This is a genomic window from Nocardia sp. NPDC059240, from assembly GCF_042753865.1.
Classification (GTDB): domain Bacteria; phylum Actinomycetota; class Actinomycetes; order Mycobacteriales; family Mycobacteriaceae; genus Nocardia.
Window position 1 is genome coordinate 519,574 of the sequence record NZ_JBHZAC010000001.1, and the last position, 12,995, is coordinate 532,568.

12 protein-coding genes are annotated in these 12,995 nt (G+C 68.9%); 8 read left to right on the forward strand and 4 right to left on the reverse strand.

Translation table 11 applies throughout. The features are described 5' to 3' along the window. Positions 1-60: 60 nt before the first annotated feature. A complete protein-coding gene (gene fadD11 / locus ACFXHA_RS02580) occupies positions 61-1,866 on the reverse strand; it encodes a fatty acid--CoA ligase FadD11 (RefSeq protein ID WP_379352251.1) in 1,806 nt (601 codons plus the stop codon). A 269-nt stretch (positions 1,867-2,135) separates the two neighbouring features. On the opposite strand from fadD11, the gene ACFXHA_RS02585 reads away from it, so the two are divergent. From ACFXHA_RS02585 to ACFXHA_RS02600, 4 genes are all read left to right on the forward strand, one after another. Further along, positions 2,136-3,458, forward strand: a complete 1,323-nt coding sequence (locus tag ACFXHA_RS02585) for an MFS transporter (protein ID WP_379353421.1) — start codon at positions 2,136-2,138, stop codon at positions 3,456-3,458. A 93-nt stretch (positions 3,459-3,551) separates the two neighbouring features. Beyond that, positions 3,552-4,217, forward strand: a complete 666-nt coding sequence (locus tag ACFXHA_RS02590; protein ID WP_379352252.1) for a response regulator transcription factor — start codon at positions 3,552-3,554, stop codon at positions 4,215-4,217. Between the two features lie 4 nt (positions 4,218-4,221). Beyond that, positions 4,222-5,862, forward strand: a complete 1,641-nt coding sequence (locus ACFXHA_RS02595; protein ID WP_379352253.1) for an ATP-binding protein — start codon at positions 4,222-4,224, stop codon at positions 5,860-5,862. Beyond that, a complete protein-coding gene (locus tag ACFXHA_RS02600) occupies positions 5,859-6,770 on the forward strand; it encodes a TAXI family TRAP transporter solute-binding subunit (RefSeq protein WP_379352254.1) in 912 nt (303 codons plus the stop codon). Before ACFXHA_RS02595 ends, ACFXHA_RS02600 begins: the two co-directional genes overlap by 4 nt. A gap of 98 nt (positions 6,771-6,868) precedes the next feature. On the opposite strand, the gene ACFXHA_RS02605 is transcribed toward ACFXHA_RS02600, so the two are convergent. Together ACFXHA_RS02605 and ACFXHA_RS02610 are read right to left on the reverse strand one after the other, a co-directional pair. Beyond that, complete coding sequence (locus tag ACFXHA_RS02605) at positions 6,869-8,233, reverse strand: SPFH domain-containing protein (protein ID WP_379352255.1); 1,365 nt, start codon at positions 8,231-8,233, stop codon at positions 6,869-6,871. Between the two features lie 81 nt (positions 8,234-8,314). Further along, positions 8,315-9,379, reverse strand: coding sequence for a hypothetical protein (locus ACFXHA_RS02610; protein WP_379352256.1), 1,065 nt, complete (start codon positions 9,377-9,379; stop codon positions 8,315-8,317). A 114-nt stretch (positions 9,380-9,493) separates the two neighbouring features. Between ACFXHA_RS02610 and ACFXHA_RS02615 the strand changes: the two genes are divergently transcribed. Then, positions 9,494-9,916 carry an ester cyclase gene (locus ACFXHA_RS02615; protein WP_379352257.1) on the forward strand — a complete coding sequence of 141 codons (423 nt, stop codon included), beginning with the start codon at positions 9,494-9,496 and terminating at the stop codon, positions 9,914-9,916. Positions 9,917-9,949: 33 nt separating this feature from the next. Here ACFXHA_RS02615 and ACFXHA_RS02620 read toward each other — a convergent pair whose 3' ends face one another. After that, positions 9,950-10,525: a TetR/AcrR family transcriptional regulator gene (locus ACFXHA_RS02620; RefSeq protein ID WP_379352258.1), complete on the reverse strand. Its 576-nt coding sequence runs from the start codon at positions 10,523-10,525 to the stop codon at positions 9,950-9,952. 94 nt (positions 10,526-10,619) lie between these two features. Here ACFXHA_RS02620 and ACFXHA_RS02625 point away from each other — a divergent pair, with 94 nt between their 5' ends. The 3 genes from ACFXHA_RS02625 (at position 10,620) to ACFXHA_RS02635 (ending at position 12,943) form a co-directional block, all read left to right on the forward strand. Next, positions 10,620-11,444 (forward strand): SDR family oxidoreductase, encoded by an 825-nt coding sequence (locus tag ACFXHA_RS02625; protein WP_379352259.1) that lies wholly within the window; start codon positions 10,620-10,622, stop codon positions 11,442-11,444. Continuing rightward, complete coding sequence (locus ACFXHA_RS02630) at positions 11,441-12,523, forward strand: dihydrodipicolinate reductase (protein ID WP_379352260.1); 1,083 nt, start codon at positions 11,441-11,443, stop codon at positions 12,521-12,523. The genes ACFXHA_RS02625 and ACFXHA_RS02630 overlap by 4 nt, the downstream gene beginning before the upstream one ends. A 63-nt stretch (positions 12,524-12,586) precedes the next feature. Next, on the forward strand, positions 12,587-12,943 hold the full coding sequence (locus ACFXHA_RS02635) for a hypothetical protein (RefSeq protein ID WP_379352261.1): 357 nt from the start codon (positions 12,587-12,589) through the stop codon (positions 12,941-12,943). The last annotated feature ends 52 nt before the right edge of the window (positions 12,944-12,995 follow it).

Sequence of the window (12,995 nt, forward strand, 5' to 3'; positions counted from 1 at the left end):
AGGGCTCGGCTACCACCCCTGACACGGCACGCGGTGCCCCGGTGACCCGAGCAGGCCGGGTCAGGCGGTGGTGGTGTCGGGTTCGTGGACGCCCTCGCTGAGGGTGGGGGTGTACATGGCGTCGATCTGCTGGGCGTATTTGGTGGCGATGGGTTTGCGGCGCAGTTTCATGGTGAGGGTGACTTCGTCGCCGCCGGGTTCCCAGAAGACGGGCAGGATGGTGAAGCGTTTGATCTGTTCGACGCGCGAGAGTTTCGCGTTGCCCGCCGCGACCCCGCGCGCGATGTCGGCGATGAGGTCCTTGTCGGCGGCCAGCGCGGCCGCCGAGGAGTCGGGTAGCGCGTGTTGGGTGGCGTAGGGGGCGGCGGATTCGGCGTCCAGGACGATGAGTGCGGTGTTGTAGGGCCGGTTGTCGCCGATGGTGGCCAGTGCGCCGATGAGCGGGGTCGCGGCTTTGATGGTGTTTTCGATATTGGCCGGGGACATGTTCTTGCCGCCGGAGTTGATGATGAGTTCTTTCTTGCGGTCGATGACGCGCAGGTAGCCCTCGGCGTCCTCGGTGATGATGTCGCCGGTGGCCAGCCAGCCCTCGGCATCGAGGGTGGCGGCGGTCTTGTCGGGTTCCTTGCGGTATTCGCGCATGACGAGCGGGCCGCGCACGAAGTATTCGCCGTCCTCGCCGATGCGTGATTGCAGTCCGGGCAGCAGGCGTCCGACGGTGCCCAGGCGGGCTTGCCCGGGCGGGGCGACGCTGACGATGCAGGTCAGCTCCGACATCCCCCACACTTCGGAGATGGGGATGCCGAGGCCGAAGAAGAAGCCGAGGGTTTCCGGCGGGATGGGCGCGGCCCCGGAGAGCGCCCATTTGAGTTGATCCAGGCCGAGTTTGGCGCGCAATGCCCCCAGTACGGCGGCGTCGGCGCGGTCCCATTCGGCGGCTTGGACCTCGTCGAGGGGTACCCCCGCCAGTTGGGCGGCGGCTTTGCGGGCGGCGACCTCGAGGGCCCAGTCCAGGGCGGCGCGGCGGGCCGGGTCGGTTTCGGCGGCGACCGAATATTCCACGGCCGCTTTGAGTTTCTCCCACACCCGCGGCACCGCACCCCAGATGGTGGGGTGCACGTCGGCGAGGGCGGCCGGCAGTTGGGTGCGGTCGGGGACGACGGTGATCTGGGTGCCGAAGTATTGGTGCATGTAGAGGTTGGTGACGCGGTCGGCCATGTGCGCGGTCGGCAGGAACGAGGTGATGCGGTCGCCGTAGTCGACGGGCATGACCGAGGCGTAGGCGTGGCATTCGAAAGCCAGTGCGGCGTGGGTGATCTCGACGCCCTTGGGGTTGCCGGTGGTGCCGGAGGTGTAGCAGAGGGTGACGATGTCGTCGGGGGTGATCGCCTGCCAGGTGGCCTCGAAGTCGAAGTCGCGTCGCCCCAGTTGTTTGAGTTGGCCGACGGTCAGGGTGCCCGGGGCGGGGGCGTCGACGCACACGATGGTGCGCATCGGTACCCCGCTTGCGCGGATCTTGTCCACGTACTGGGCTTCGCAGATCACCACCTGGTTGCCGGCGTTGGCGAACACGTAGTGCAGTTGCTCCGCGGAAAGCGTGTTGTACACCGAGAACGAGGTCGCTCCGGTGTGTTGCGCCCCGACCTCGAGGGGGTAGAACTCGACGCGGTTGGCCATCATGAACGCCACCGTGTCCCCGCGTCCCACCCCGAGTGCGGCCAGCCCGGCGGCGATCTCCCGCACCTGGGCGGCGTACTGCCCCCAGGTGAGGCTCTCGCTGCCGCCGATATTGCGCACCGCGATCGCGTCGGGGTCGATCGCGACGGTCGCCTGGAAGGCGGCTGGGGACGTATCGGGTTGATTCATCACAGTTCTCGCTCCACTCACACCACTCGAGCCTTCTCAGACGGTAAGGCGCGCGGTGGGGTGCGCGGGCGGGATTGGCGTGGATCGCCGCGCACGGGGGTGATCGTCCTAAGGGAGCGTTAGGAATCGGGGTGAGGGGTTGGGGCGGGGGTGTGTCGGGCGACACAGTGGAGCCCGCGGAGGCGACGGCGCCACCGCGTCGCTGGTGAGGGAGAAGATCTGTGAGCAGGACCCACGCGTCCGGGGAAGCCCGGGTGGTCGCGAATGTGATGCGCGGTTCGATCGGCAATCTCGTCGAATGGTACGACTGGTACGTGTATGCGGCGTTCAGCGTGTACTTCGCGAAAACGTTCTTTCCCGACGGGGACGCGACCGCCCAATTGCTTTCCACCGCAGCGGTTTTCGCGGTCGGATTCTTGATGCGCCCGATCGGCGGGTGGGCGTTGGGTCGTTACGCCGACCGGTTCGGCCGCCGCAGCGCGCTCACGTTGTCGGTGACGGTGATGGCCGGTGGTTCACTGCTGATCGCGGTGACACCGTCGTATGCCTCGATCGGGTTGGCGGCGCCGGTGATCCTGCTGCTGGCGCGACTGTTGCAGGGGTTGTCGGTGGGTGGTGAATACGCCACCAGCGCAACGTATCTCTCGGAGGTGGCCTCGGCGGGGCGGCGCGGGTTCTATTCCAGTTTCCAGTACGTGACGCTGGTGGCCGGGCAGTTGATCGCACTCGGCGTGCAGATCGTGTTGCAGCAGGTGCTGAGCGCCGCGCAGCTCTCGGCGTGGGGGTGGCGGATCCCGTTCCTGATCGGGGCCGCGGCGGCGGTGATCGTGATGTGGTTGCGGCGCGGCATGGACGAATCCGAATCCTTCCGCGCCACCACGCAATCCGCGGGCACCGGTTCGGGTCAGGGGTCGTTGCGGGTGCTGGCACGGTATCCGCGCGAATGCCTGCTGGTGGTGGGGTTGACGCTGGGCGGCACGGTCGCGTTCTACACCTACACCACCTACATGCAGAAATACATGGTCAACACCTCCGGGATCGCGAAATCGACGGTGGCGTGGATCAATTTCGTGGCGTTGCTGGTGTTCGTGGTGCTGCAGCCGATCGCCGGGGCGCTGTCGGATCGGATCGGGCGGCGCAAGCTGCTGATCGGGTTCGGCATCGCGGGCACCCTCGGCACGGTGCCGATCATGACGCTGCTGGGTGACACCACCAATCCGTTCGCGGCGTTCGCGCTGATGCTCGGCGCACTCGTGGTGATCACCGGCTACACCTCGATCAACGCGATCGTGAAGGCCGAGTTGTTCCCGACGCGTATTCGCGCGCTGGGTGTCGGGTTGCCGTATGCGCTGACGGTCGCGATCTTCGGCGGCACCGCGGAGATGATCGCGCTGGCGCTCAAGAAGGCCGGGCACGAGTCGCTGTATTTCTGGTACGTGTCCGGGTGTGTGCTGATCTCGCTGGTGACGTATTTCTTCATGCGCGAGACCGCGACCGCCTCCACCATCGACGCCGAGGAAGCCGCCGCTGCCGCACCCGAGGCCGCGCAGGTCGCGCACCCGGCAGTCACCGAGCAGATCCCGGCGCGCTGAGAGTGGCTGGTACTGCCCGGGGTACGGGTCCGCGGGCAGCACACCCCCAGGGCGGGGACCGATCGGTTTGTCGTGGAGGAGAGAATCGGAGCCATGCGGTTGGCGGTGGTCGAGGACGATGACGGGGTCGGGGAGGCGCTCGTCGAGGCGTTCACCGTGCGCGGGCACCAGGCGGTACGGATGCGCCGGGGCGCGGATGTGCTGACCGCGCATCGCGGATTCGACGCCGTGGTGCTGGATCTGGGGTTGCCCGACGCGGACGGCCTGACGGTGTTGCGGCAGTTGCGGGAGGTCACCACGGTCCCGGTGGTGATCTTGACCGCGCGCAGTGACGAACGCTCGATCGTGCGCGGATTACGGGGCGGCGCCGATGATTACGTGATCAAACCGCCGCGCATCGCCGAACTGCTGGCCCGGCTCGAGAACGCGACCCGCCGCTCCCAGCCCGCCACCGCCGCCCCCGACGAGGCTCGCGTGGTGGAGTACGCGGATGTACGGGTGGATCTCACCGCGCGCCGCGTGCAGGTCGGCGGCGTCGAGATCGCGCTCACGGCCAAGGAATTCGCGCTGGTCGAAGTGTTGACGGCACGGCCGGGCACCGCGGTCAGCCGCCAGCAGCTGATGGACCGCATCTGGGGTGACGCGTTCGTGGCGGTGTCGCGGTCACTGGACGTGCACATGACCGGGTTGCGCGCCAAACTCGATCGGCCCGGCCTGATCACCACCATCCGCGGCTACGGCTACCGCTGGGGCGCGTGAGCCGATGCGCCGCCGTCTGCTGATCGCGTTGACCGGTTTCGCGGCGTTGGCGGTGCTGGCGTTCGCGGTACCGCTGTGCCTGACCACGGCCACCAGCCGCACCCAGGAACTGGTGTCGGGGCGCGGCGGTGACGCCGAACGGTTCGCGAGCCTGACACGCACCGCACAGGAACTCGGCGACCACCGCGCATTGAGCATGGAGGTGGCCGGGTTCCACGACCTCTACGGCGAAGCGGTCCTGATCGTGGACGCACGCGGGGCCACGGTGATCAACGCCGGGGTCGACGCGAGCGACCCACGGGTGGTGGCGGCGCTTGCGGCGGCACGCCGCAATCAACGGCCCGCCACCGTGACCCGGCTGCGGCCGTGGAGTCCCGACCCGCTGCTGATCGCGCGGCCGGTCGGCTCGGACATGCAGGTGGAGGGCGCGGTCCTGATCATCGCGTCGACGTCGACGGCCCGCGCCGACATCACCCGGGTGTGGCTGATCGTGGCGGCGGGCGCGCTGGCGGCGCTGGCGGTGTGCGGGGTGCTGGCATGGTGGCTGTCGCGGTGGGTATTGCGGCCGCTGGCCGGACTGTCGGTGGCGGTCGCCGAACTCACCGCTTCGCTGCCGCGACCGCGTGTGCGCGCCACCGTCACCCGCCGCCACGGCGGACCCCCGGAGTTGCGGGCGGTCGCGCAATCCTTCGATTCCATGGCCGCTGCCGTGCGTGATTCCGCGCACGCCCAACGCCGCCTGATCGACGACACCGCGCACGCGCTGCGAAATCCGCTGGCCGCGTTGACCATTCGACTTGATTCGCTGCAACCGGCGATCTCGGATGCGGCGGCGGCGACGTTTCGGGGCGCGACCCGCGAGGTGGAGCGGCTCACCGGGCTGCTGGATGGGCTGCTGAGTCTCGCGGTGGCCGAGGGCACCGATCTCGATCCGGTCACCACATCTGCCACCCAGCACTGTGACGCCATGGCGGTGGTCGAGGACCGTATCGACGCGTGGCGCACCGCCTTCGCCGAGGCGGGCATCGCTCTGACGGCCACCCCCACTCCAACCTCGGCCGTACACGCCTCGGCGGGCCCCACGACCGCCGAGCCTCTCACAGGTATGGCTACCGGCGCCGAGCCTACGGCGACCACATTCACGCATCCCGCGCCCGCGCCCGCTGCCCAAGTCGGCGCTGTTGCCGGTGCGACCCCGACCGACGCGCCTGCCACCCCGCAGACTTCGCCTGCGGCCGTGCGCGATTGCGTCGAGTCCACCTCCGGGCCGGGTGTCGCCGTGGCCGCGGTGAGCGCCGACATCCTGGCTCAGATCCTGGATGTGCCCCTGTCGAATGCCTGCCGCTATGCCGGGGCCGGCACCACGACGCGACTGACGGTGGCCGCGACCCCCGGTTGGGTGGGCATCACCGTGGCCGATAATGGGACCGGTGTTCCCGCTGCGGAACTCGATCAGCTCTCCACCCGTTTCTTCCGCGGCTCGAGCAGCAGCGGCCACACCGGGTCCGGGCTGGGCCTGCCGATCGCGGCCGCGCTGGCGAGCTCTCGGCACGGCAGTTTGTCGGTGCGAGCCGTCGACCCGCACGGTCTCGCGGTCGTCGTCCGCCTGCCCGCCGCGCCCGCGGAGAACGGGAGGATCGCATGATCACGCGGCGCCAGTTGCTCAGTGGCGCAACGGTACTGGCCGTGGCGGGGGTATCGGCCCTGTCGGCGGGGTGCGCGCGCGAGGGTGATGCGATGACGGTGCGATTGGCGGCCGGCGAGGAGGGCGGTTTCTATCATGCGTTCGCGGTGCTGCTGGCGCGGGAGGCTGCCGGGGCAGGGATCCGGGTGCACGTGCTCACGACGGCGGGGTCGCGGGAAAACTTGATGCTGCTGGCGGCAGGGAACGCCGATGTTGCGCTGGTGCTGGCGGATTCGCTGGCCGAGGACCCGCAGCGGCCACCCGCGATCGGGCGCGTGTATGAGAACTATCTGCAGTTGGCCGTCGCTCCCGACAGCACTTTTCGCGGGGTCGCGGATCTCCGAGGCGCACGGCTGAATTTGGGGGCGACCGGGTCGGGAGCGGCGGCGAGTGGGGTGAAGTTGCTGGCGGCGGCCGGAGTGGGAGTGGAGGAGGTGACGGTGACGCATCTGCCGTTGCCCGAAGCGGTATCGGCGCTCACACAGGGCCGTTCGGAGGCGTTGTTGTGGGCAGGTGGGGTGCCGACCGCGGCGTTGAACGGGTTGCGGCTGCTGGATCTCGGGCCGTTGGCCCCGGCGATGCGGGAACGGTTCGGCTACCTCTACGACCCGGTGCTGATCGCGGCGGGCACCTATCCGGGGATGCCTGCGGTGCACACGATCGGGGTGGCCAATCTGCTGGTCGCCTCGGCGAATCTGGCGGATTCGACGGTGGCGGCGTTGACCGAAGTGCTGCTCACACACGCGGATTCGCTGGTGCCCGCCGAGGCGGCGGGCACCCAGTTCCTGGACGCGCGCTCGTTGATCGGCACGGGCACGGTCGCGTTGCATCCGGGGGCGGCGGCGGTATATCGCCGCCACCACGGATGACGCTGCCGCCCCACGACCGCCGCCCCCACGACCGCACCCCACGAATGACGCCGCGCGGGTTGGATGACACTGTGCTGGTTGGGACTCCGGGTACCGGTTCAGGGGTTCGGGGTGTCGCGCACGGCGGCGACGATCTCCCGCAACTGGGTGACGAGACCGGCGAGGCCGGCCAGGCCGTTGCTGTCGCCGCCGATCTGCACCGATTTCAATTCGGTCGGGGTGGGCAGCGCTGCGACGATGACGGGCAGCGCTTCGATCAGTTGTGCCTGCACGGTGGCGGCGCTGCGCTGGTTGGTGTTGTCGATGCCGAGGCGGTCGCGTTCGAGCCCGAGCAGTGACGCTTCGTGCGCGGCGCGGGTCTTGGCGTGCGCGAGAGCGAGTTCGGCGTCGAGTCGCAGGCGCGCGAGTTCCTGCTGCAGCCGCGCATTCTCGAGCTGTTCGGCGTGTTTGTCGCGTTCGAGGCGCAGGGCGTGCAGGGCGGACTGCTGGGCGAGGTCGGCGACTTCGCGTTCCACATCGTGTTCGCGGCTGGTGCGGCGCAGGCGTTCCCCGGTGTCGCGGTCGAAGCGGGCAGCGTCGTTGCGGGCGCGCAGTTCGGCCAGTTCGCGTTCGTTCTCGATGCGGCGTTCCTCGCCGGTGCGGGCGGCCTCGGCTTCCCGGGTGGTGACGGCTTCCTGCGCGTCGAGTTCGGCCAGTCGCGCTACCCGGTTCTGCTGGCTGCGGTAGGGCTTCTGCAGGTTCTCCCACAGCGTGTTGGACGACACCACCGCCTCTTTGATCTGCACGGTCACGATCGCCAGCCCCAGCCCGCGATCCCCGCGCACCCCACCGTCCCCGCTGCCCTCGGCGACGGTGCGCAGCCGCGCGGTCAACTCCTCGATGATGGGCTGCTTGTCGGAGAGCACATCACGCACCGCCATCGTCGACACCTTGTCCTTGATGGCGGCCTCGGCCTGCTCACGCAACTGCACATTGACCAGACGCATCGGATCGGCGGGGTCGGCGAAGTCGAGTTTGCGGTAGGCGGTGGCGAAATCGTCGATGATCCACTGCACATACCCCTGCACCAGCACACCCTGCAGTTCCGAGCAGATGCAGTAGGCGTTGATCAGGATCGTCTGAATCGCGCCGGGCACCACCAGATACGAGTCGGTGGCCGGGTTGAACCGGAACGACACACCCAACCCGATATGCAGGGGCTCGGCGATGCCGCGGCGGGTGTGCACGACGAACGCGTTGGGCGGCACCAACACCGTGCGCCAACGCCAGAACCCGCTCACGCGCACCTCCACCGCGCCTTGCGGGGTGTGCTCGGGAGCCGGGCCGACCCGCCCGGCGCGTTTGGCCAGCGCGCCACCCGCCGGGGCGGTCGCCGACCGCGCCGGACCCGAACGCAGGTCCTCCTCGAGTTCTGCCTGCTGTGCCACGACCTGATCGAGATAGCTGTTGCTCTTCACCGCCATGGCGGGCACGCTACCGGCGAAACCCGGTTGCGCCCAGTGAAATTCGCGACCGGTCCAGGGATTGCGCCGGTGTCGGGGTCACTACTGCAGGCCGGGCCCGAAGGGGTTGGCAGCCTGCCCCGCCCCGCCCGGGTAGTCCGAGGCGCCAGGGTGGGTTCCGTAAGCCGAGTGACCCGGCGATCCCGGGTACCCGGGACTGCCCGAGTACCCGGGATCGCCCGAGTATCCAGGGTCGCTTGGGTATCCAGGGTCGCTTGGGTATCCAGGGTCGCTTGGGTGCCCGGGATCGCCGGGGTAAGCGACAGCGCCCGGGTAGGCGGGACTGTCGGGTGGTGCGGCAGTGCCGGGGTACGTGGGATTGCCAGGTTGTGCGGGATTGCCGGGGTATGCAGGGGTGCCGGAGTACGAGGGGACGGAGGGAACGGCGGGCTGCTGCTGCCAGGTCGGCGCTGTCCCGACTGTCCCGACTGTCCCGGCGGGCGCGGCGGGCGCGGCCAGCGAGAGGGCCTGCGAGGCGGAATACGGTTGTCCGGGTGCGGGATTCGTGCCGGTGGGGGAGCCGTATGGTGTCGCCGTGCGGCCGTCCGGGGTGGGGATGAGGACGGTGACGATGGCGATGAGTGCGCCCAGGGTCGCGGGGATGGTCAGCCAGTTGCCGTTGATGCCGAGGGAGTAGTAGCGGGCGTGTTCGAGGTGCAGCAGCAGGAAGCTGAGGTTGGTGATCAGCAGCAGTCCGGCCGCGACACCGGCGGCCGGGCGGGCGGCCCCGCCGCGCGCGACGAAGCAGGCGACGGCGGCACCCAGCCCGGACAGGATCTGCAGGGCGGGGATGACCGTCAAAAGACTGTAGGTGCCGCCGCCCCAGAAGAAGTGGACGGCAGTCGAGAGCGCGGCCAGTAGCAGCGCGAGGCCGGTGACGGCGGTGATCAGCGGTCGGGGTGCATGCGGCAGACCCGGATGCGACGGCCCGCGTGGAACTCCGGGCTGCGGTCGCCCGCCTACGACTCCTGCTTGTGGTGGACCGCCGATGTTTCCGGTTTGTGGTGGACCGCCGATGTTTCCGGGCTGTGGTGGCCCGCCCGCGGCTGCGGGCTGCTGCGGCCATGCGGGGGCCGGTGTATACCCGTGTGGCTGTGGAACGTTCATGTGATCAATCCCCTCCCTGGACGAACGACGCCGACCACCCTATGCCGGTTGCACGGCCTGTGCAGTGCGGGCGTTCGGCCGCCTGTGCCGCGGGTGCGGGGTTATCGTCGGGCCATGAGCGTTGACCCGAAAACCCTTGTGCGCACTTTCTATTCGATCACCGACGCCATCGCCGCGGGCACCGCGCCCGCCACGGCCCTCGACGAAGTGCTCGCCGAGTCGCTGGTGGTGCACCTGCCCGACGGCAGCAGTGTCGACCGGGAGGGATTCCGTGCGGTCGGTCGCGCCTTCGCCCAGGGCTTCCCGGGTTCGGTGCACACCGTCGAGGACCTGATCGCCGAGGGTGATCGGGTGGTGGCCCGGTTGAGTTGGCGGGGCACCCATTCCGGCGAGTTCCAGTCCGCGCCACCCACGGGCACGGTGATCACGCTGGCCGAGAGCGGCATCATGCGGGTAGAGGGGGACCGGATCGTCGAGTTCTGGCCGTTGTTCGATTCGCTGACACTGATGATGGGTGTCGGGATCGCGAAGATCTGAGCGCTGCGCGCGGATCCGAGGTCGGTTGGGGGTTCAGTCGGTGGGGCGTTGTCCGAGGATGCCGTAGAGCAGCAGGTCTTCCAGCGAGGCGGCGAAGCCGTCGAGGTCGTCGATATCGCGGATGCACATGGCGAAGAGGGCGGCACCGGCGATGGTGTCGAGCACGGTGTCGGGGTCGAGGCCGGGGCGGGTCTCGCCGGGCAGGTAGTCGCGCAGTTCCTCGCGGGTGGGGCTGTCGAGGCGGGCGGACAGTTTCTCGTAGAGGCCGGAGTCCTGGCGCATCTCGGCCATCAGGCCGGGCATGGCGGCGCGGGTCTCGGCGGAGCCGAAGAGTTGGATGGTGCCGCGGATGACCTTGCGGACCTCGCCGAGCAGATCCGGTGCCACGACCGCGGAGCCGACGTCGGGGAAGACGGCTTGCGCGATGAGGTGGGCTTTGGAGGGCCAGCGCCGGTAGATGGCGGGGCGGGAGACGCCGGCGCGGGCGGCGATGGCGTCGATGGAGGTGGCGGCGTACCCGATTTCGACGAGGAGTTCGCGGGCGGCGTCGAGGACCGCGGTGTCCACCGCGGGGTCGCGGTGCGGGCCCAGCCGGTGGCGTGTGGTCACGAAATCCGTCCTTGTCGCCGTGAATTCGAGTCGTTACAGTCTGTCACATCAAAGTCGTTACATTCTGTAACTGCTGAGGACTCGAGGAGGAGTCGTGTCAGCCGCATCCCATCCCACCCCCGCCGACACGTACACGCCGGTACCGCTGCTGGCGGGCAAGGTCATCGTCATCTCCGGCGTCGGTCCGGGCCTGGGCCATTCCCTCGCGATCGAGGCCGCCCGCATGGGCGCGACCCTGGTATTGGCCGGGCGCACCGAGAAACGGCTGCAGGAGTATGCCGACGAGATCGCCGCCCTCGGCACCACCGCCCTGGTGGTGCGCGCCGACATCACCGTCGAAGCCGACCGGGCCGCGCTCGCGCAGCGTGCGGTCGCCGAGCTCGGGCGCGTGGACTGCCTGATCAACAATGCCTTCGCCATCCCGCCCATGTACCCGATCACGCAGATCGACCTGGAGGCGTTGCGGGTGGCGAATGAAACCAATGTGTTCGCGCCGCTGCGGCTTTCGGCATTGTTCGCCGACGCTCTCGAAGCCAGCCGCGGCTCGGTGATCATGCTCAATTCGTGCGTGTCCTACAGCTCGCAACCGGAATACTCCGGCTACAAGCTCTCCAAAGGCACACTGCAACATCTGGCTTCGTCGCTGGCGACCGAGTTGGGGCCGCGCGGCATCCGGGTCAACTCGGTCGCGCCGTCGTATGTGTACGAGGACATCAACAAGGCCTACTTCGATTGGCTGGCCAGCCAGGCCGGGGTGACCCATGACGACATCTACCGGCAGAAGGCCGCACCCACGGATCTGGGCCGGCTCGCCGGACCCGATGAGGTCGCCCGCGCGACCCTGTTTTTGGCCAGCGACCTCGCCACCGCGGTCACCGGCCAGATGCTCACCGTCGATTGCGGGGAGTTCCACCGATGACATCAGGAGAGATCGTGACGAAGCGGATCGTGCTGTGGGGGACCGGTGTCGTCGGTTCCATGGTGCTGGCCGAGATCCTGCGCCACCCCGGGTATGAACTCGTCGGGGTCGGGGTCAGCAATCCCGCCAAGGTCGGCAAGGACGCCGGGGACCTGTGCGGTGCCGACGCGACCGGCATCCTGGCCACCGACTCGATCGAGGAGTTGATCGCCACCCGCCCCGACGCGGTCGTGCACTACGGGCCGACCGCTGCGTTCGCCGAGGAGAACATGCGGGTGATCGGTGCGTTCCTGCGTGCCGGGATCGACGTGTGTTCGACCGCGATGACGCCGTGGGTGTGGCCGGATACCGTGCCCGCGTTCTGGCGTGACCCGATCACCGCGGCGTGTGAGGCCGGGGGAGCGTCGTGCTTCACCACCGGTATCGATCCGGGTTTCGCCAACGACCTGTTCCCGATGACGTTGATGGGTTTGTGTGGTGAGGTGCGTTCGGTGCGCGCCTCGGAACTATTGGACTACACCGACTACGAGGGCGATTACGAATTCGAGATGGGCATCGGGCATCCGCCGGAGTTCACCGCCCTGCTCGAGCACCCCGACATGCTCGTGATGGCGTGGGGTGCAACGGTTCCCATGATCGCCAAGGCCGCCGGGATCGAACTCGACACCATCACCACCACCTGGGACAAGTGGGTCACCCCGGACGATCGGCCGACCGCCAAGGGTGTCGTCAAGGCGGGGACGGTCGCCGCGATCCGCTTCACCATCAACGGCGTGTATCGCGGCCGGGAGGTGATCGTGCTCGAGCATGTCAACCGGATCGGTCTCGACGCCGCCCCGGACTGGCCGGCCGGGACGAAGGATGACGTGTACCGGGTCGATATCGTCGGCAGCCCGTCGATCGCGCAGGAAACCTCCTTCCGGTTCACCGACGGGTCGGGCCGCACGCCGGCGGTGGCGGGCTGTCTGGCGACCGGGATGCGGGCGCTCAACGCGGTCGCGGCGGTCAACGCGCTGCCGGCGGGCTGGGTCACCGCGCTGGATCTGCCGTTGATCGGGGGCGTCGGCACCATCCGGTGAGGGTTGTCGGTTAGCGTGGTGCCCGGTTCACCCGATGCAGCTCGTCCATCCCAGGAGGAAGCCTTGCCCGCAGGTGTGAGTGGTGTCCGTGTCGTCGTGCTCGCCGCCGTGGCCTGCGCCGGGCTGCTGGGCGCCGCGCCGATCGCGGTGGCCGACAGTCCGATTCCGTTGGCGCCGGTGGTGCCGGTGAGTCCGGTGGATCCTGTCGTTCCGGGGGTTCCCGGTGCGGGGCAGATCATTCCGACCGGGAGTGCGAGTCAGACCTCCACGGAGACGACGACCGATTCCAAGACCGAGACGTTCACCGGCACCTGTACGACGACCGCCTCGGGCACGGTGACCACGACATGCACGGGCACCACGACGACCACGGAGACGTCGACGACGACTACGACGTCGACCACCACCAACTGGCTGTGAAATCACCCAAATCGGGCTGACGGCAACAACTTCCACCCTCCAGCCACCCCAC

Excerpts from the sequence above, each read along its gene's own strand:
- fadD11 (WP_379352251.1), bottom strand. The coding sequence starts at position 1,866 with ATGAATCAACCCGATACGTCCCCAGCCGCCTTCCAGGCGACCGTCGCG.
- ACFXHA_RS02585 (WP_379353421.1), top strand. The coding sequence starts at position 2,136 with ATGCGCGGTTCGATCGGCAATCTCGTCGAATGGTACGACTGGTACGTG.
- ACFXHA_RS02590 (WP_379352252.1), top strand. The coding sequence starts at position 3,552 with ATGCGGTTGGCGGTGGTCGAGGACGATGACGGGGTCGGGGAGGCGCTC.
- ACFXHA_RS02595 (WP_379352253.1), top strand. The coding sequence starts at position 4,222 with ATGCGCCGCCGTCTGCTGATCGCGTTGACCGGTTTCGCGGCGTTGGCG.
- ACFXHA_RS02600 (WP_379352254.1), top strand. The coding sequence starts at position 5,859 with ATGATCACGCGGCGCCAGTTGCTCAGTGGCGCAACGGTACTGGCCGTG.
- ACFXHA_RS02605 (WP_379352255.1), bottom strand. The coding sequence starts at position 8,233 with ATGGCGGTGAAGAGCAACAGCTATCTCGATCAGGTCGTGGCACAGCAG.
- ACFXHA_RS02610 (WP_379352256.1), bottom strand. The coding sequence starts at position 9,379 with ATGAACGTTCCACAGCCACACGGGTATACACCGGCCCCCGCATGGCCG.
- ACFXHA_RS02615 (WP_379352257.1), top strand. The coding sequence starts at position 9,494 with ATGAGCGTTGACCCGAAAACCCTTGTGCGCACTTTCTATTCGATCACC.
- ACFXHA_RS02630 (WP_379352260.1), top strand. The coding sequence starts at position 11,441 with ATGACATCAGGAGAGATCGTGACGAAGCGGATCGTGCTGTGGGGGACC.